9 protein-coding genes and 2 pseudogenes are annotated in these 19,562 nt (G+C 40.6%); 6 read left to right on the forward strand and 5 right to left on the reverse strand.

The features are described 5' to 3' along the window. The first annotated feature begins 216 nt into the window (after window positions 1-216). Genes V7K48_RS15125 through V7K48_RS15135 form a run of 3 tightly spaced genes read left to right on the forward strand, consistent with a single transcriptional unit; the run spans window position 217 to window position 4,237 of the window. Window positions 217-870, forward strand: a complete 654-nt coding sequence (locus V7K48_RS15125) for a sigma-70 family RNA polymerase sigma factor (protein WP_335073731.1) — start codon at window positions 217-219, stop codon at window positions 868-870. 50 nt (window positions 871-920) lie between these two features. Beyond that, window positions 921-1,838, forward strand: coding sequence for a DUF1822 family protein (locus V7K48_RS15130; RefSeq protein WP_335073733.1), 918 nt, complete (start codon window positions 921-923; stop codon window positions 1,836-1,838). Between the two features lie 26 nt (window positions 1,839-1,864). Further along, window positions 1,865-4,237 (forward strand): CHASE2 domain-containing protein, encoded by a 2,373-nt coding sequence (locus V7K48_RS15135; protein ID WP_335073735.1) that lies wholly within the window; start codon window positions 1,865-1,867, stop codon window positions 4,235-4,237. A 474-nt stretch (window positions 4,238-4,711) separates the two neighbouring features. On the opposite strand, the pseudogene V7K48_RS35020 reads toward V7K48_RS15135, so the two are convergent. Beyond that, a pseudogene (locus tag V7K48_RS35020) lies at window positions 4,712-4,867 on the reverse strand (IS982 family transposase); the annotation flags it as partial. Between the two features lie 255 nt (window positions 4,868-5,122). Between V7K48_RS35020 and V7K48_RS15140 the strand changes: the two are divergent. Together V7K48_RS15140 and V7K48_RS15145 are read left to right on the forward strand one after the other, a co-directional pair. Further along, entirely contained in the window at window positions 5,123-5,920 is a 798-nt protein-coding gene (locus V7K48_RS15140) for a DUF928 domain-containing protein (RefSeq protein ID WP_335073737.1), read from the forward strand. A gap of 14 nt (window positions 5,921-5,934) precedes the next feature. Further along, window positions 5,935-8,643 carry a CHAT domain-containing protein gene (locus V7K48_RS15145; protein WP_335073739.1) on the forward strand — a complete coding sequence of 903 codons (2,709 nt, stop codon included), beginning with the start codon at window positions 5,935-5,937 and terminating at the stop codon, window positions 8,641-8,643. A 63-nt stretch (window positions 8,644-8,706) separates the two neighbouring features. Here V7K48_RS15145 and V7K48_RS15150 read toward each other — a convergent pair whose 3' ends face one another. Together V7K48_RS15150 and V7K48_RS15155 are read right to left on the reverse strand one after the other, a co-directional pair. Further along, window positions 8,707-12,702, reverse strand: a complete 3,996-nt coding sequence (locus V7K48_RS15150) for a two-partner secretion domain-containing protein (RefSeq protein WP_335073741.1) — start codon at window positions 12,700-12,702, stop codon at window positions 8,707-8,709. Window positions 12,703-12,744: 42 nt separating this feature from the next. Next, on the reverse strand, window positions 12,745-12,906 hold the full coding sequence (locus V7K48_RS15155) for a hypothetical protein (protein WP_335073743.1): 162 nt from the start codon (window positions 12,904-12,906) through the stop codon (window positions 12,745-12,747). A 132-nt stretch (window positions 12,907-13,038) separates the two neighbouring features. Between V7K48_RS15155 and V7K48_RS15160 the strand changes: the two genes are divergently transcribed. After that, complete coding sequence (locus V7K48_RS15160; protein ID WP_335073745.1) at window positions 13,039-13,884, forward strand: DUF928 domain-containing protein; 846 nt, start codon at window positions 13,039-13,041, stop codon at window positions 13,882-13,884. 10 nt (window positions 13,885-13,894) lie between these two features. On the opposite strand, the gene V7K48_RS15165 is transcribed toward V7K48_RS15160, so the two are convergent. Next, a complete protein-coding gene (locus V7K48_RS15165) occupies window positions 13,895-16,519 on the reverse strand; it encodes a CHAT domain-containing protein (protein ID WP_335073747.1) in 2,625 nt (874 codons plus the stop codon). Further along, a pseudogene (locus V7K48_RS15170) lies at window positions 16,485-19,555 on the reverse strand (two-partner secretion domain-containing protein). The gene V7K48_RS15165 and the pseudogene V7K48_RS15170 overlap by 35 nt, the downstream one beginning before the upstream one ends. Window positions 19,556-19,562 lie beyond the last annotated feature (7 nt).

Below are 19,562 nucleotides of genomic sequence, written 5' to 3' on the forward strand. Positions count from 1 at the left end.
TTAGGTCTATGTAATAATGGCAAATCCCAATAAAATACTAGTGAGAAAATTTTTGATAAATTTCTGCGAAAAACTTAAACTTGAGTTTGATAACTAGAGAGTAAGCTCTACTGATCCAGGCATTAAACATCAAATGATGGATTCGTTTATTGAGACTTTAAACAGTTAGAGGGATCTCTAGACTACTTCTGCAAGTAATTCACGAGGAGATCCTCTATGACAAACCTCCACGCGGTAAGTAATCTAAACCAGCAACTCCAGCAGCTCGTTGCTGAAGCCTGTTCGCATCCAGCAAAAAGTTTAATGCGGCGGCAAAAACTTAGTGAGATAGTTAGAGTTGTGATGAAATCCGGCAAACTATGGAAAGAGAACACAGCTTACTATAATGATGCTCTGCAACAAACTTGGTTATATTTCTGCCGAAACCCAGAGCAATATAACCCCCAAAGTTGTAGTGTTATCACTTGGCTAGACAATTGTCTTAAATGGCGACTGCAAGATTTCCGTTCGTCGGAAGCAGAAAATCAAGCCAAAATTGTTCCTGTCTCTATGCTAGGAATTGAAGAAATAACTAAAACAATCGAAAGCTTACCATCTCCTGCCGAAATCCCACCAATTTTGGAAGAAACTTACCAATGGGCCTCTACAGATCCAGAGAAGGACTTAGCTAGCACTTATGTTAAAGGACGCCCTGACGTAACTTGCCAAATCTTAATCTTGCGGCGCCTGCCTCCAGAAACCTCATGGAAAGACATCGCTAAGAAATTCAACTTACCCCCATCAACTGCACCCAACTTCTATAAACGTGAATGCTTGCCCCGCTTGCGAAATTTTGCTCTCAAGCAAGGATATCACGAAATTTTGGATTAAGGCAGAGATATCTAAAATAGAGGACTATCTATAAAATGTAAGGACAACTTATGATTCATAGCACCAAGAACCTAGAAGAAAAATCCATTCCGGTGGCTATTACCCAAGCATCGCTAAAAATAGCATACAAGTTTGCCGATGAACAGTTGACATTAGAAAAGAAAAAGCAGGTTTATCTTAATACGTTGGCTGTATGTGCGGTAAATGATTACATGGAAATGATGAACATTCCTACAGAGCTAAAGGCTAGCGATAGTTGGAATAAAGCCATGCGGTATTATGCAGATGTGGCAGACCTAAAGTTGAGTGGATTGGGTCACTTGGAATGTCGTCCTGTAGGGTCTGGTAGTGTTTGCTATATTCCACCAGAAGTACTGAATGACAGAATCGGCGTAGTTGTAGTTGAACTAGACACAGAGCATCAGCAAGCAACTCTAGTGGGGTTTGCTAAAACAATAAAAGCTGGTGAACTTTTCTTTAACGAGTTACAGACTATTGAAAATTTACTTATATATCTTGATTCACTCGAAAGTAATCCGAAAGAAGTCAAGTTGAGCTATTGGTTAGAAAATATAATTGATGCAGGTTGGCAGCCGATAGAAGAAATTTTAGCACCAAAAACACCACAATTTGCTTTTCGCTATAGAAACGGAGTGACGCGGGGTAAGCTGATTGATTTGGGAATACATCTTTCTGGTCAATCGCTGCCACTAGTTGTTACACTCACACCGAAAAATCCGGTAGAAATCCAACTGAAATTGCAGGTATATCCATCAGGTGAGCAAGCCTACTTACCCAACAATCTCATCGTCAAAGTGCTAGATGAAAAAGGCGTTACTGTTATGGAAGCTGGTGTTATAAGTGGCAGTACTCATGTAACACTAGAGTTTGATGTTCAAAAAGGAGAGCGTTTTGGCGTTGACTTAGAGTTGGGAGATACTAATATTACTGAGAAGTTTGTTGTTTAAGCACATATACTAGTTGATTGCTAACCATGCAGAAGTTGGTTGTTTTAAATCTAGATGGTGATTTGAGTCAGGGGGTAAAAGTCACGCTGGAGATTGGTGCAGAAGGCAATCGCCCCAGTATAGAAGTTCAAGGCTATTTGACCCCAAAGCCAGAGCTCATTGCAGATTATGAGCTTTGGAGAACAACCTATCGTAGTTTAGCAAACTTCCGCCTTACACCCGTGAGTATTAATGTCGGAAGTTCTTTTGATGAGCATCTCAACAACTGTCGCAAGTTAAATAACAAGTTAAGTCAGCAAATGAATAGTTGGCTCAACTGTAACTCGTTTCGCCCACTGAAAGAGAAATTACTCAAACAGCTAACGTTAGATGATCCAGTGCGGGTACTAATTAAAACGAGTGACACTTGGCTACGTCGTCTTCCGTGGCATTTATGGGATTTTTTTGAGGATTACTCTCAAGCAGAAGTTGCCTTAAGCGCCCCAGAGTATGAGTATCTGCCAAAATCAAAAATAGATATTGCTGGAGGGAAGGTAAAAATCTTAGCAATTCTGGGTAATAGTCAAGGAATCTTGATTGATAAAGATAGAAACCTATTGGAGATATTACCAGATGCGGAAACCACTTTTCTGGTAGAACCACAGCGCAGCCAGTTAAATGAACAACTTTGGGAACAAGACTGGGACATTTTATTTTTTGCAGGTCATAGTTCTAGCCAAGAGGATGGTAAGAGCGGTAATATTTATATTAATAAAACAGATTGCTTGACAATTGATGAGCTAAAGTATGCTCTGAAAAAAGCTGTAAACAAGGGGTTGCAGTTAGCTATTTTTAATTCTTGTGATGGCTTAGGACTAGCACATCAACTAGAAGACTTGCACATCCCACAAATCATCGTCATGCGGGAGCCAGTGCAGGACTTGGTGGCACAAGAATTCTTAAAAAATTTCCTCAAAAAGTTTTCCAGTGGCGAGTCTATGTATTTAGCAGTACGAGAATCAAGGGAAAAATTACATGGCATTGAAGATCAATATCCTTGTGCAGTTTGCTTACCGATCATTTGTCAGAATCCAGCGGCAGTGCCACCAGCTTGGAAAGATTTTCTGATCAACCCACAAATAGAAACTAGCAAGCCTCAAATAAATAAATATAGAACTCAAGCGCAGTTTCGGTGGCGTAGTGTTCAAGTAGTGCTGTTATCAAGTTTGGTTATTACTGGTTTGGTAATGGGGGTGCGATCGCTTGGTTTATTGCAGTCATCTGAACTAAAAGCTTTCGACCACATGATGGGGCTGCGTTGGGAGGAAAAACCAGATTCGCGTTTTTTGATAATCACTATTGATGAAGGGGATATTCAGTATCAGAACCGCATGAAGATGAATATGCGATGGTCACTATCAGACGAAGCACTCGCACAATTATTAAAAAAACTAGATCAGTATCAACCAAGAACTATCGGCTTAGACATCTATCGTGATTTCTCTGTAGACTCCAATAATGCAGATTTAGCAACTAGACTAGAAAAAGATAAACGCCTTTTTTCCGTATGCAAAGTTTCTGCACCTCTTGATAATGCGCCAGAAGGTACTCCTGCAGCTCCTGAAGTCCCAGAAGAACGCTTAAGCTTTAGTGATTTTGTTGCAGATGATAATGAAATAGCCCGCCGTCAGCTTTTGCATTTAACACCTCCTTTAACATCTCCCTGTGCGGCAGAATATGCTTTTAACCTCCAAATTGCGCTTCATTATTTGGAGGCTAAAGGTATCAAGTCATATATCAACCCAGAAGGTAACTTGCAGATTGGCAACGTTGTATTTAAGCAATTAAAATCTCATACTAGCGGCTACCAAGGAGTAGATGCATCGGGTTTTCAAGTGCTAGCAAATTACCGTTCGCTTTCTTCTCCTCAAAACATTGCTGCACAAATATCTCTCACAGATGTTCTTAATGACCGGATTAACTCCAAATTAATCGAGTTGTTAAAAGAGCGAATTATTTTGATTGGTGTTACTGCTCCAACAACTACTGATTATTGGAAAACTCCTTTTAGTGCTAAAGCACCATTCAATCAAAAGCTGATACCGGGTGTATTCGTACAAGCCCACATGATCAGCCATATTCTCAGTGCTGTTCTAGATCATCGACCTCTATTTTGGTGGTGGCCTATCTGGGTTGAAGTCTTCTGGGTATGGGGATGGTCACTGTTGGGAGGAATTCTAGCATGGTGTATTCGACAGCCGCTATATCTTGCAATAACTGGATTAATAATGTTGTTGACACTTTTTGGTGTTTGTTTTGCCATCTTTACACAAGCAGGGTGGGTACCATTAGTCCCATCAGCATTAGCATTAGTAGTTGCCCAAGTAGTTGTTGTATTTAAGTATACAACTAAGAAGTAATCTATCTAAGCACCTTTTTCTATATCGAATTTTTCATATATTATAATAGTGCTCATATATAGCAGTCCTAAATGAGTCGTGAAAAATATAGATAAGGAAACGAACCGCCAAGAACGCCAACTCTTGGAGAGGCTTTGCCAACGCGTAGCGTCTCTAAGAGTTGGACGCAAAGAGAAGAAAGAAGAAAGAGATATGTAATTTTCACAAATCAGATAGGATTGCTATATAGGACTCCGATTTGATTTTTGAAAATATACTGAGACTGAAAGGCCCGTTTTATTAGGGTTTCACTTGAAATATTGTTCAGAATCAAACAGGATTTTTATATTCTTAAAAGAATAATAAAAAAATCATCCTTAATTATAGTTAAATATACAATTTTTAATTTTGAGCGAAGTTAATACTTTAAAGATAGTTTTTTGTATATAATCATTCACAGGGTATAAACAGTATTCAAATTAATCTAATAACCAAATCGGTATATACTGAATCAGCATATACTTTACTACTGAGCGGTAAATTTAACGGCAAAGCATTTAACGCACTTACATTGCTAGCGCTACCAGGCAAGAAAACGAATTTCACCAAAATACCACTTTTGGTCGTTTATAACTGAACTCGAATATGGTAATTATTTCCTAAACGCATATACCTGCAAATTTTCCGACTGGAAGGGATTTTATTGCTTAACTGACATCCAGCGTAGGCTAGCAAGAACCGCAGGCATCGCTCTCCATCATAATTAGCAACTTGAATTATTACGGCAATATTTTCCATGTTTGCTTATGAAGCTTCAGTTTGTTCGGAATTAATCGTCATTATAAAGCTCAAAGATAATTTATCCTCTCTCATCTAAATTTCTTTTGCAAAAGTGACATACTTCTAATGAAACTTGCTTGGATTTTCCTTTTAATACTCGTTAGTCTGTCAAGTTACCCTTCGCTAGTTTGGGCACAGCTTGCCAAATCAAGGAATACACTCCTTGACAGTAAACGTGTGTACTCTGACCGGCCAAAATTTCCTGATAACGGCGCACCTACTGGTCGCCGCAAAGGAGGGACAAGCCGTGATGGTTGTACCCCTTTAAATATGCCTATTACTGCCTTGGTACCTGGTGAAGAAATTGCAGAGGAATCAAAATCCTTTTTGACTCTTACAATTTCTGAATATCCAACTTTTTGGGTGTATGTGCCCGACTTACCTCTAAATGCTCGCTTTGGCGAGTTCTTACTTCAAGATGAAAATGACGAAAATATCTATCGAATATCTCTATCACTACCAGAAAAGGCTAGTGTTTTTGGGATTACCTTACCGGAAATTTCCCAATACACTTTAAAAACAAACAAAAACTATCAATGGTATTTTAAAGTTTTTTGTGGTGATCCGCAAAAAATATCAGATTATTATTATGTGAAAGCATGGGTACAACGTGTGCCGCTAACTTCTAAACTTGAAAGTCAATTAAATCTAGCACCATCAACTCGATATACTACTTATGCTGCCAACCATCTTTGGCAAGACGCCATAACAAATTTAGCTAACCTCCGCCTGAATAATCCAGACTCACACATCTTAGTAGAAGATTGGAGACTTTTATTAAAAGATATTGGCTTATCAGAACTTGCACCAGTACCGATTATGAAACTTGATAAACCACAACAAGGTGTTACTCAATCAAATTAATATTTAAAATCAATATGACAAAAAAATACTGGGTGTTTTTCCGCTCATTACGATGGGTTTTTAAATTTTTTAAATTTTCTTTTTTAGCGCTGGTAACATCTCTACTATGTAATTTTAGCCCACCTGTTTTAGCAAACCTTACTTACCCCAATCTCAAACATCTACAAACTAAAATTCAATACTTAGTCACTCACACTCAAAGCTTGGTAGAGCAGGGTAAAACTTTCTACGAAGCAGGACAATTTGCAGAAGCGCTCAAGGTCTTGGAACAGGCTGCTATCGATTTTAGAAATAGTGGAGATAAACTCAACCAAGCTATGGTGCTGAGTAATCTTTCCCTCACTTATCAGCAACTTGGTCAGGTAACAGAAGCAGAAAAAGCAATTACCCAAAGCCTCAATCTGTTACCAAGTTTGGATACCTCAAAAGACTATTTTGCAATTATGGCACAAGCCTTGGATGTACAAGGAAAGTTACAATTAATGCAAGGACAAACTGAGGCGGCATTGTCTACTTGGCAAAAAGCTGCTGAAATTTATCAGCAAATAGGTGATAAAGAAACATTAATTCGTAATCGGATTAACTCTGCTCAAGCTATGCAGGCTTTAGGTCTTTACCATCAAGCACAGAAGACCTTAACAGAAGTTGAGCAAACCCTTACTAGTCTGACAAAGTTATCCATTAAGACGTCTGGGCTGCTTGGTTTGGGAAATGTCCTGCGGTCTGTTGGTGATTTAGATAAATCTAGAACTATTTTAGAGCAAAGTTTGGTTGTAGCAAAGCAAGTACAATCTTCAAAGGCTATAGCTGATACGCTACTTAGCTTAGGAAACACAGCCTTTACTCAAGGTAAAAGTCAATTAAGCATAGGCAACACAGAACTTGCTCAACAACAGATTCAAGCTGCCTTAAGATTTTATCAGCAAACAGCTACAATTGCACCACCTACTACCCGCCTGAAAGCACAGCTAAATCAGCTTAGTCTAATTGTAGAGATTCTCAATCAGAAGTCAGACGAAAATACGTTAAAAGAAGCTTTGAGCTTGTCTTCTCAAATCCGATCAGAAATTAACAAATTACTTACTAGCCGGAATTCAATATATACTCGGATTCAGTTTGCATCCATTTTAAAAAAATTAAGACATCAAACAACCATAAGTGGTCTCTCTAATTTGGATATCGCTCAACTTTTATCTCCTGCTGTACAGCAAGCCAAAAATTTGAAAGATCCGCGAGCTGAATCTTATGCCCTTGGGTTTCTTGGTGGGTTGTATGAAAATAATAAACAGTTATCTGATGCCCTAGCATTAACTGAAAAAGCTTTGTTTATAGCCCAGAGTATTAATGCATCAGATATTATTTATCAATGGCAATGGCAGCAGGGGCGTTTACTCAAGCAACAAGGAGATATAAAAGGTGCAATTTTTGCATACAATGCGGCTTACAAAACTCTAGAATCTTTACGCAGTGATTTAGTTACTGCTAGCCAAGACGTTCAGTTTTCTTTTCGTGAGAGTGTAGAACCAGTGTATCGAGAGTTAGTTGAATTGCAATTACGAACAGAAAACTTAGAACAGGATACACCAGAGAGCAGTCAATACAAGCTCAAACAAGCTCGTCAGGTAGTTGAATCACTTCAGCTAGCAGAACTGAACAACTTCTTTCGTTCACCTTGTTTAGAACCAATTGTTGAGATTGACAAAGTGGTTACCCAGGACAAAAAAGCAGCAATTATCTATCCAATTATTTTGTCAAACAGTTTAGAGGTTATTTTAACCTTGCCAAACCAACAATTACATCACTATACAAGCAATATATCCCACGAAAAGGTGGAGAATACTATAGCTTTGCTGCGGAAATATTTGCCTGATGTGGCTGCGACTTCTGAAGTAAAGCAACAATCACAGAAGATATATGATTGGTTAATCAAACCAGCCCAAGCAGAATTGTCTAATAGTGGTATTACCACCTTAGTCTTTGTGCTAGATGGTGAATTACGAAATATTCCTATGGGGGTTCTTTACGATCAACAGAACAAGAAATATTTAATGGAGAAATATGCCATTGCTCTAACTGCTGGCTTACAACTGCTTGACCCTAAACCTTTGCAAAAGGTGCAGTTAAATGCTTTAATTGCTGGAGTAGGAGAAGCACGTTCGATAGAAGGGCGAAAATTTTCACCACTGAAAAATGTCGCAGGGGAATTAAAAGAAATCAAGACGGAAATTCCTAATAGTCAAGAATTTTTAAATCAAAAGTTTATTGACAATAATCTCCGAAATAAACTGCAAGCATCTCCTTATTCTGTGGTTCACTTAGCAACTCATGGGGAATTTAGTTCTGATCCAGAAAGAACTTTTCTTCTGACCTGGGATAAATTATTAAAAGTTAAACAATTTGATACATTACTGCGGGTTAGTGATAATAGGTCTAGGAATATAGAGTTACTTGTCTTGAGTGCTTGCAAAACTGCTCTTGGTGATCAGCGAGCTGCTTTAGGATTAGCTGGAATAGCTGTGCGAGCAGGCGCACGCAGTACATTAGCAAGCTTATGGTCAGTGGACGACGAGTCTACTTCTCAACTCATGAGTGAGTTTTATCGAGAGTTAAAAACTGGAATCAATAAAGCACAAGCGCTCCAGCAGGCTCAATTAGCTGTATTTGCTAAAGAAAAAAGTCCTTATTTCTGGGCACCTTATGTCCTAGTAGGGAACTGGCTTTGATATATACAATTGCTACAAGACATATGACTTCGTTGTTCCGGATTTGCGCGATCGCAACGGCATCTACTGATGAGATCCAGAAGCACTGCAAGATACAGCGTTCTGCAATGAACTACTAGCGGTTTTATTGAATTCGGATGTAAGCACCACCTCTCCCTTTTCGTTTACCGTCCATCCACTTGCTTCTACAATAGGTTCTGATGTTGTTACTGGCTTAATAGTGATAGGGGGACTGTTGCGATCGCTGCTAGAATCGAGCGATACCCAAGCTACATCCACTGTGTCAGGAGTCAGAACATCCTTGGTGGGGTTGGGAGGCAAACCACCGCGTCCGGTGATGATAAAACTGCTTTGAGCATAACCTGGACTATCGCAAACTTGTGCGATCTCGGTGTCAACTGGTATTGTTGGTAACTGTACTAAACTTCTACTGGGGTCAACGTCAGGTGTGTTAAGTTGGATAGTACCGTTAAATTGAGAACTTGCTCCTGTCGCGGTGATGTCGCTTTTTGCGGTTGGTGCATTCCTCGCCTCAATGCCAAAGATACCTTGAGCGCTGATTTCGACTTTTCCACCCCGAAAGTCAGCAGAATTAGCACTGATATCACTATTTTCTTCAGGAACAGCAATGATGAAGCCATCTTTTGCATCAATTTCGATGTTGCCGCCAGGAATACCAGGGCCTTTGGCATTGGTGGTGATAGAACTTTGATTACGTAGTAACAAAAAGGGCGATCGCACAAAGATATTTCCACCACCTCCTGTAGTGTCAGCAGTGATTTTGGCAGCGTGGTTGAGATATATCGAGTTAGCGTTAACTTTTAAGTCACCCGCAAGCCCTGAGCCAACACTATTTACAGTTATTTTCGCTCCATCCTGAACTGTCAATTTTCCTGTTGTCAATGTCAAGTCACCGCCTGCTCCTTGTCCTGTCGTCTCAGCCGAAATCACTGAGCCGTTACCAGTCAGGTTAATAGATTCAGGAGCAGTGACATTCAGGATTCCTCCTTTACCAGTACCAGAGCTAGCAGCCGATACCGTTGCTCCTCCAGTGAAATTTACAGCTAAGGTTTGCCCATTGTCATTCGGTTGAATTGTCAAGTTACCGCCTGGTGCAGTTCCTGTCGTCCCAGCTTCTAATCTGCTGCCGTCTGTTAAGTTCAATTGTGCAGCTTGCACAGTCAGATTGCCACCATTAGCTGCGGGATTAGTAGAATTAGTAGCAGATGAAACGCGCATTCCATTGGCGATAGTTAGTTTTTCAGTCCCAAGAAGCACATCTCCAGCTTCTCCACTAGCATCACCTTCAGATGTGGCTGCCAAAGTTCCACTACCACTAAGAGTTATAGATTCAGGTGCAAGGACTGTAAGATTTCCTCCCTTACCACTACTTGAAGTGGATACTGATATCTGCGCTCCGTCAAGGAAATTAGCCGTTAAGCTTTGTCCTTGCTTTGCAGGTTGGAGAGCTATATCTCCAGATGAACCTGTACCAGTTGACTGAGCGAATAAACCGCTTAAAGAGCCACTGAGATAGATTTTTGAAACATTTCCTGTAATTTTACCTGCTTGACCACTGGCAGAGGTAGAAGTGCGGAGTTGCCCGCCATTAAAAGCACTTAAGCTATTTGCATTAAGGGTAACGTTACCCGCATTTCCCTGTCCACTTGTGCTGGCACTGACTTGAGCGCCATCAGCTACAGTTAAGTTAGTTGTATTCAATTCTATAGTCCCGCCATTCCCAGTAGAGTTTGTAAATGTATTGGAGAACAGTCCACTAGCAGAACTAACTGGATCAACAGTAAAACTACTAAATTCAGCTAGTCGTTCAAAGTAGGTAGGGTCACTGCCAGAGAGAGTAATGCTGTCAGTAGCATTGACATTAATGCTGCCTGCATTGCCACCACTGAAGGCAGTTGCGAGTATTTGCCCACCACCACTAATCTTAAGGGTGTTTACATCAACTGTGATATCTCCGCCCTTAAAGTCACTTTTGCTTTTAGCACTCAAAACTGCTCCATCTAATATATTTAAGGCACCTGTGCGGACTGTTATATTACCACCCTCGCTTGCTCCTTCCTCTGTGTTTGTAAGCAAGCCACTAGAGAATCCTTCTGGGCTAACTCCAGAGATAGTAACAAAATCTTTTGCTTCAATTTGAATATTCCCAGCACTTTTGCTCCCTTGTGTTGTGGCTAAAAATTCAGCAACGTCATAAAGAGAAAGTGATTGTGCCAAAATCTGCATATTACCTGCCTTGCCTTTTCCTCCAGAGATGCTGAAGATATAGCTATCATTTCCGAAAGAAACATTATTGTTTGCTTGAATGGAGACGTTGCCAGCATTTCCCTCTCCAGTAGTGGAGTTCTGGATATAGCTATTATTTAGGAAAGAAACATTACTGTTTGCTTGAATAAAGACGTTGCCAGCATTCCCCTTTCCAGGGGTGGAGCTTTGAATGTAGCTACCATCTACAAAAGAAAGATTACCATTTGCTTGAATGAAGACGTTGCCGGCATCTCCGTCTCCAGTGGTAGAGTTATCAATACTGCTATTATCCGCAAAAGAAATATTACCATTTGCTTGAATTGAAATACTGGCAGCATTTCCTTGTTTAGGAATACCTCTACCAAATTTATCTGTTCCAGAGGTTGCACTTTCAATCGATGTATTAGCAAAAGAAATATTACCATTAGCAGATATTAATATGTTTCCAGCATTTCCTTGTCCAACAGTACCAGCGGAGATAAAATTTCCTAGCAAAAACAAATCGCTATTATTACTATTCTTTAGAAAAGAAAGGTCGCCGTTCACTTGGAATGAAATATTTCCAGAATTTCCTTGTATGGCAGCACTAAAAATGGAGTTATTTGTAAAATAACTATTTCCATTCGCCTGAACTGATATCTTGCCAGCATTCCCCTGCCCAAAGTTTTCGATTAGCAGTGCAGCCGAATCCATTACCAAAAATGACCCAGATTTAAGATTGATATCACCCGTACTACCAGTACTACCCGAATTAACCTTATTAATAAATTGAGTCGTTCTAATCGGATTTGTTTGCCCGATTCTCATTGCTTCTGTAGTATTAAGTGTAATATCTCCGGCTTGAGAATCAACTGTCCCTTCTCCCACGATTCCAGTTGCAAGGATACTATTAAAAATATTTAGGTTCTGGGCGTTAATAGTAATGTTACCCGCATCTTCAGCTAATACATCAACTATTGCCTCATTAGTAAGAGAAACATCAGACCTAGCTAGATCATTAGGAAAGTTTAAATATAAATTGTTGTCATCTATATTCAAACCTATTGCTCCAGAACCTAAAGCTCCTCCCAACTCCACACGACCACCTGGAGCTTGTAAAACTCCACCATCTAAGCTTACATTGCCGCCCACGAGTAATAAACTTCGACCATTAGAAACTTTTAAACCCTGATAAGCAGGTTCTAAAAAATCTGGATCTGGAGAAGTAAGAGAAGGAGCAAATCCTATAGCTCTACGTGATCTGACAGTGATCGGAGCAGCAGCAATCTGATTAAACAAAAAAGCAGAAGGATTTACATTCAGAAGTGCTTTTGGAATAGGCTCAACCGGGTTAGTGCTAAAAATATCACCATTAGCCAGTCCAATGGCATTTGCTGTTGTTCCGACAAATGAACCATTTATATTTAAACTAGCGTTCGGCCCGAAAATGATCCCATTAGGATTAATTAAGAATAAGTTGGCTGTACCATTAGCTCGGATTAATCCATCGACATTAGAAATAGACTTGCCTGTTACTCTGCTAATAATGTTTTGAATATTCCCAATATTATTAAAGGAAGCAGTATCGCCAGTCGGGACAGAGAATTCTTGAAAGCTGTGAAGCAGGTTGCCGCCGACTTGTGTTCCACCATTGATGTTAAAGGTGTTACCTTGTTTTATAACGTTAGAGTTAGTGGGTAAGGTGCGATCTGAGCTAATTTGAGCGATCGCACAATTTCCAGACAAAGCGCTGGTACTGATCGCAATACCTAGCGCTGCACCCCAACAACTAAAATCCCAACTACCAGACATTGCAAGCCTCCACAAGTATTACCAACACCAAGGTTTAGTTAATCACATATCAAGGTAATTGGTAAATAATGTAGTCATAAGGGTTTGGGAGAAATCAGGTTTTTGGATGGTGGCGAGTGGTGAACCAATATCCAAAATTAATTCGCTCTGAGGAAGCGATCGCAATCGAGGAGAAACGCTATAACCCTTATTCTTGCGTTCCATCTCTTTTCTAACCGCCTTGGTGATTGCTATATTCACGTTACAGGGCGATTCTCAGACGCGGGTTAAACAAAATGCCACACTGACCGTTATGATGACGATAGCCACAAACAGAAACCGTACTTTGTTAAGTTAATGAAATGGCTCTTAACAATTGCTCTGATTTTGAGCAGCACTACCCAGTATGTATCAGAAGTAACAGCCCAAACTAAACAACCAGTAACTACCAAGCAACCTGTGCAACCAGTTAGGACACTTACTTCACCTCAACGACGCACCTCTCGACCAGTTTTCGTTTTGCCAAAAACACCTCCTCGGTTAAGTCCTATATTTGGGCGTAGAGCAGGAATGGGTAGTCGTGATAATTGTCCTGCGGTTGCAACTGCACTCACTGCCTTAGTACCATTGCAAAAGGAACAAAAAATTGATAACCAGGTAGACAAATCAGTTGTCGATATTGTCGGAGGGTTAACCATCTCTGAACGACCTACGTTTTGGTTTTACATTCCCTACACTCAAGATTTGACTAACTCAATCGCTGAATTTATCTTACAGGATAATACAGGAAATGATATTTATAGAAATGCGATCGCCCTACCTTTAAAGCCTGGTGTAATTGGTATTTCTCTCCCTGAGACTGTTACATCTTTAGAAGTAGCTAAAACATATCACTGGTATTTAAAACTCCACTGCAAGCAGCAGACAGGGAGCGTTCTTATATATGTAGAAGGAGACATTCAAAGAATCCATTTAGATTTTCGTGTTATGCAGCAATTGGAAGCAACAACTAATCCCCGACAGAAGATTATAATCTATGCAAAAGAAGGTATTTGGTTTGACGCTTTAACTATGCTGGCACAAATACGCCTTTCCAATCCTAATGATGCATCTGTTGAAGAAGATTGGAAAAGTTTATTGCAATCAGTCAACTTAGATAATATTGCTAAGGCTCCTATAGTCAATTCAACCAACCGTCAATAATTCTAAATCTCTACAACCAATTACCAACTAGTATATAGGGTGCCCAGTACATTGGACGGTTGTATTCGGGAGATTCAAGTAGTTTTAATTGAGCAAAATGTAAAGCTTCTGCCGTAGTTTTACCAGTCATTAACTGGTGGTAAAATTCATCAATAAACAAAGCTGTAGAGTTATCGCCAATTTGCCATAGGGAGGCTAAAGTACTCCGCGCACCAGCACGCAGGGCAACTCCTGCTAATCCCAACGCAGCTCGGTTATCTCCTGCTGCTGTTTCGCAAGCACTCAAAACAAGTAATTCAACTGGCTCTGTTCGTTTTTGCTCTCTACTTTTGAGCAAGCTATCTAATTCACTCACATTGATGCGTCCATCAGCTGCTAGGATAAAAGTGTCTTTTGCTTTAGAGCTAAATTGCCCATGAGTTGCCAAGTGAACAATTTTAAAAGCTTTAGCGTTGATGGTTTTTGCTAAAGTTGTACTGGTAAAATTTTTATCCAATAATGTCGTTGTCAATATGCCTGATTCCTGAATTAATTTCAGTTCAACCTTAACGTTGGGAAGCGGTGCAAACTTTTCATTTTTGGGTGGTTGCGATAGTCCTCCAGCAAGAGCATTTAATTTTTTCTGTTCTAGAGGTTTAGGAGTAAATAGTTGCAGTCCTGGACTAACGACTATAGAGTAGTTTTGGACTAAATATTCTTTGCCATCATATAATGCAGACATCGGGATATTTCGCAATAACCCGTCTGGGATAAAGACTAGAGTATTCACTTTACTATTTTTGATCTCTGTTTCAACTGGTTTAATTAACCAGTTATAAAGCTGTTGAGAAACTGCTTGAAATTGTCGATGAGCATCAGGTTCGACTATTGTCTCTCGTATTTTTGTAATAACTTCCTCTACTTGCTGACGGTTGACTTTAGAAGTTTTATGCATCAACGGTTGCTTGGGAAGTTTGATAATAATTTCTAACTGGTTATCTAAAATAATCGGGTAGAAAATAGCAGTATTCGGGTTGTCGCGGTCTACTACTTTGTCCGATACCACAAATTGGTTACTCAAGCAAGCTTCTCGGAAAAAATTGTCGAGTTCTGCTAGTTGCAGGGCTTCTATTCGCTGACGTGCTTTGTCTAAATCAGGCTTTCCTTGCCCTTTCTCTTGTAAAAGCAACTCTACAGACTGCCGATAAATGGGTTCTACGCGATCGCGAAAATTGAACTGCACATCTCGATTAACCGCAACTAAATCGCGGCGAAGAGACTGAAGAGTTGTTACTGCCGCATCATAAGCAGATATGGCGGCTGGGATATTTCCCTGTGCTTTGAGTAAACGTGCTAACTGCCACTCAAGGCGATAAGCTATATCTAAGGCATCAATTTTTTGAGCGATAAACAACGCTTGCTGGGTCAAATCCTGTGCTTCTGGCAATTGTTGGTTCTGCTCATAAACTTCTCCCAAGCTGCCTAGTGCATAGGATTCGGCACGTTCATCGCCGATTATTTTGGCTTGCTGAACGCTACTTGTCAAAATCTCTGCAATGTCTTTTTTGTTACCAATTTTGGTGAAAGTCTGAGCAAAATTGATCCGTGCATAAATACCAGTTTGATTGGTAGGCAGATTGGGGAGTTGAGATTGGATTGTGGGTATTAATGACTTTGCTTCCGTGATGCGTTCGTTTTCCACAAGCAAACTCAGCTGATTAATCAGGGCTTGAACTTTGGCCAGAGGGTTTGGTGCAATTTTGGCAGCATTTTCATAATGAGCGATCGCATCTTTAATATTACTTAACGACCGAGCAGTATTACCGAGGCTAAATTCCGTCAAACTAATTTCTAGAGGCAGTTGCAGACGTTGAGCGATTTCTAAGCTTTGTTGTAAGATTTTCTGGGAATCCTCAAATTCGCCTAATTGTTGTAAAACATTACCAAGCGATCGCAAAGCTGTTATTTTTACAAGTGAGTCAGGTTGGGAAATTAATTGTTGGGATACTTCATTTAATATATCTAAGCCACGGCGGTAAAAACCAGCAACTCGTAGAGCTTGTGCTTGGTTAATCCGGCTGCGCGTTACTCCAGCATTGTCACCTAATTTCTTCCAGACTTGCTCTGCTTGTTGTGATGTTTGAAAAGATGCATCAGTTTGTCCCTGTGCTAGTTGCAATTCGCCCTGAATATTTAGAGTTTGTGCCAGAATTTCTAACAATTCAGATTTTGGATTATTGACATTTAACTTTTGATTTATCTCATCCCAGCCAAGTAAATTTAAGCTATTGTCAATAGTTGCATAAGCTTCTTTCCACGAGCCGAGTTGCTGGTATACAAGAGAGAGGTTAGTCAGCGCTGCGGCTTGTGCAAGGTTATTGCTTTCTCGTTGAGAAGTACGGACAGCTTGTTGGAGAACAGTTACCGCTTTAGTAAAGTGTCCAGCTTGATAAAGCGCTTCTCCTTGGTCAAGAAGTTGCTGTGGCGTTGTGGCTAGGGGTTTATTGGTTTGGATGTGAAACCCGTCTGGTGAATTTGTCTTTTGTTGTTGAGCAAATGTGCTAGGGATAATAGTCAGGAAAACAGCAAGGGTAAATAGGACTATGGGAGTTATCGCAAATCTAATTACTCGCTTTAGTAATTGAAGTTTTGCCATATTTCACACCTCCCTGAGAGACAGCACAGGAAGCTGGTGTTTGCCAAGGGCTGTGGGGGTTAAGTTGAGGAACTTGTGCTAATAGTTCTATGTTTCCATTGCGATCAATTACCCAGCCAGAAGCTTCCACAATTGGAATTGTAGCAGCAATGGGAGTAGTTGAAACTGCTGTTGATTTTGGCACAGGCGTTGTATTTACCAAGTTTTCTAATTTTGGTCTTAATTTCACCCACGCAGACACAGTACTTGAATCTTGTAATGGTTCAGTGGGACTCATGGGTAGTCCACCACGTCCTGTTACCACAAATGTGTTTTGGAATTGCCGAGTTCCAGGAGTGCAGGCGGTGGAAATTTGCTTAGAAGCATCAACTAGATTAGTGGGGAGTTCGACTAAGCCGCGAGTGAGGTCAGTATCAGGTGTAGTGATTTGCACATTACCGCTCAACTGGCGAGTTGCCCCGGTGGCGGTGATATCACTTGTGTTTGGGGAACGTATATCCCGAAACTGAATGCCAAAGATACCTTTAGTATTGATTCTGACATTACCGCCACGAAAGTTATCAGAGTTGGCAGTAATATCGCTATTTTCAAAGCTAGCTAGGACATCGGCATTAATATTGATGTTGCCGCCGATGACATTTTCTCCTTGGGCGTTAGTCGTGATATTGCTGCCACGACCTAGTAATAATAAATCTTTCACTTGCAAGGTGATAGTTGCCTGTGGTTGATTAGGATCAGTGTTAATGCTGCGCGTGTTAGCGCTGAGAGTGCCATTGTCCAAACGAATGGAGCTAGCAAAGATATTTACATTACCTGCATTTCCACCTCCTGCACTGTTTACAGTTACTTTAGCACTATCTTGGACATTCAACTGCCCGGTAGTAATGGTAATGTTTCCCCCCTGACCTGTGGAATTCTCTACCGTACTTGCAAACGCCCCACTTACAGCATCTGCAAGCTCAAATACACCCTTACTGAATTGAGCAAGACGAGTATTATATTTGGGATCGCTGCCAGAAAAGGTGATTTTGTCAGTCACATTCAAGGTTATGTTACCAGCCTTACCATTGCTGCGGCTATTAGTAATCAATTGTCCACCGTTAAATGCTTCTAAAGTATTGGCATTAACGATGATGTTACCTCCATCGCCTTTTCCTCTGGTGCTAGTAGACATAACAGCACCATTTGTTACTAACAGTGCCCTAGTGCTGATATCGATGCTGCCACCATTGCCTTTTGCCTCAGGTATTAGCACATTGCTAAAGATAGCACTGGACAGTCCATTACTACCTACCCCATCGATAAAGACATTATCATGAGCATTTATTTTCACATTACCCGCATTTCCTATTCCTGCGGTGCTGGTAACTAGTTGAGTACTATTCTGAAGAGAAAGGGATGCAGTCGTAATATTGATATCACCACCCTTGCCAGAGGCAGTCCTGCCTACATCAGTAAATACACCGCTGCTGTTAAGTTGAAAACTACCATTTAAGGAGACGGCATCACTTGCTTGAATCGTGACATTACCAGCATTTCCCTTACCGTCACTACTGGCACTAATTTGTGCACCATTTGTTAGAGAAAGTGTCTTAGTGGTGATGTTGATATCACCTCCATTGCCCTGAGCTTCTTCCGTTCCCACACGAATAATTATGCTACTGAGTTTTCGTCTAGCACCTACACCATCAAGCAACACGAGATCGCGGGCATTGATGTTCACATTACCTGCATTCCCTATACCAAAGGTGCTAGCATTAAGTCGAGCGCCATTTGTGAGAGAAAGCGAGCCAGTAGTGATGTTAATATCACCTCCCTTGCCAGATGCGTCATTAAAGACTTGGTTAATTACTCCACTGGCATCAAATCCATCTTTACTTACCCCATTAAAGGAGACGGTATCACGGGCATTGATATTCACATTACCTGCATCCCCTTGTCCTAATGTATCGGTATCGATTTGAGAGCCATCGGAAAGAAAAAGCGACCCAGTGGTGATGTTGATATTACCACCCTTACCTACTGCTTGAGATTGCACTAAATTGTTAATAATGCTTCCACTGTTCAGCTTAATTGACTCAGTAGCGTTAATTGTAATATCTCCCGCCTGACTGCTAGCTGACCCCAAACCTTGCCCTATACCAGCCTGAAGAAAACTTCCTCTGGAAACTTTTAAATTCCGGGCGTTGATTGCAATGTTACCACCACCAGTAGCTTGTACATATACACCAGCGCCATTAGTCAAAGATATATCTGCTCGTGTACTAGAAGCAGGAAAGTCCAAGCCTAATTTCTCGCCATCCACATTTAGCCCCACAGTTCCTGGGGCTGTTAATCCTCCCAATTCGACTCGACCACCATAAGCATTTAATTGACCACCATCCATATTGACATTGCCGCCTACTAGCAACAAACTCTTTCCATCTTCAACATCTAAACCAGATACTCCAAGACCCGCTGGATCTTCTGGTGCTGGCGCAGTTGAACTATTTTGAATCAGGGAAGTTGCAATTTGATTGAATAGTAAGGCATTTGGATTTACTGTTAACAAGGGTGAAGGTGCTTCTGGATTTGAGGCGCTGAAAATTCCCAAATTGCCAAACCCAATGGCATTGGCTGTTGTGGCGACAAAGGAACCGCCGATTCCAAACTAGCATTTTTACCAAAAATAATCCCATTGGGATTAATTAGAAACAGATTGGCTATGCCGTTAGATTTGATTAAGCCATTAATCTCAGAGTTAGACTTACCTGTTACTCGTGTCAGGATGTTCTGAATATCCAGTGGATTATTGAAGAAAGCAGTACTGCCATTGGGAACAGAGAACTCCCCAAAGCTGTGAAACAGATTAGCACCTCTTGTGGTTCCACCCTCAATAATCCTGGTATTACCTTCTAATCTGACACTGGAATTATTTGGCAGAGTGCCGTCTGGGGTGATTTGGGCAACTGAGATATTTGCATAAAAAGCGATCGCACTCCCAACCGCAATTCCTAGACCTTGCCACCAGTCCAAACGCATAGCTCTAAAAGACATTGCACTC

The organism is Nostoc sp., assembly GCF_036919615.1.
GTDB lineage: Bacteria > Cyanobacteriota > Cyanobacteriia > Cyanobacteriales > Nostocaceae > Nostoc.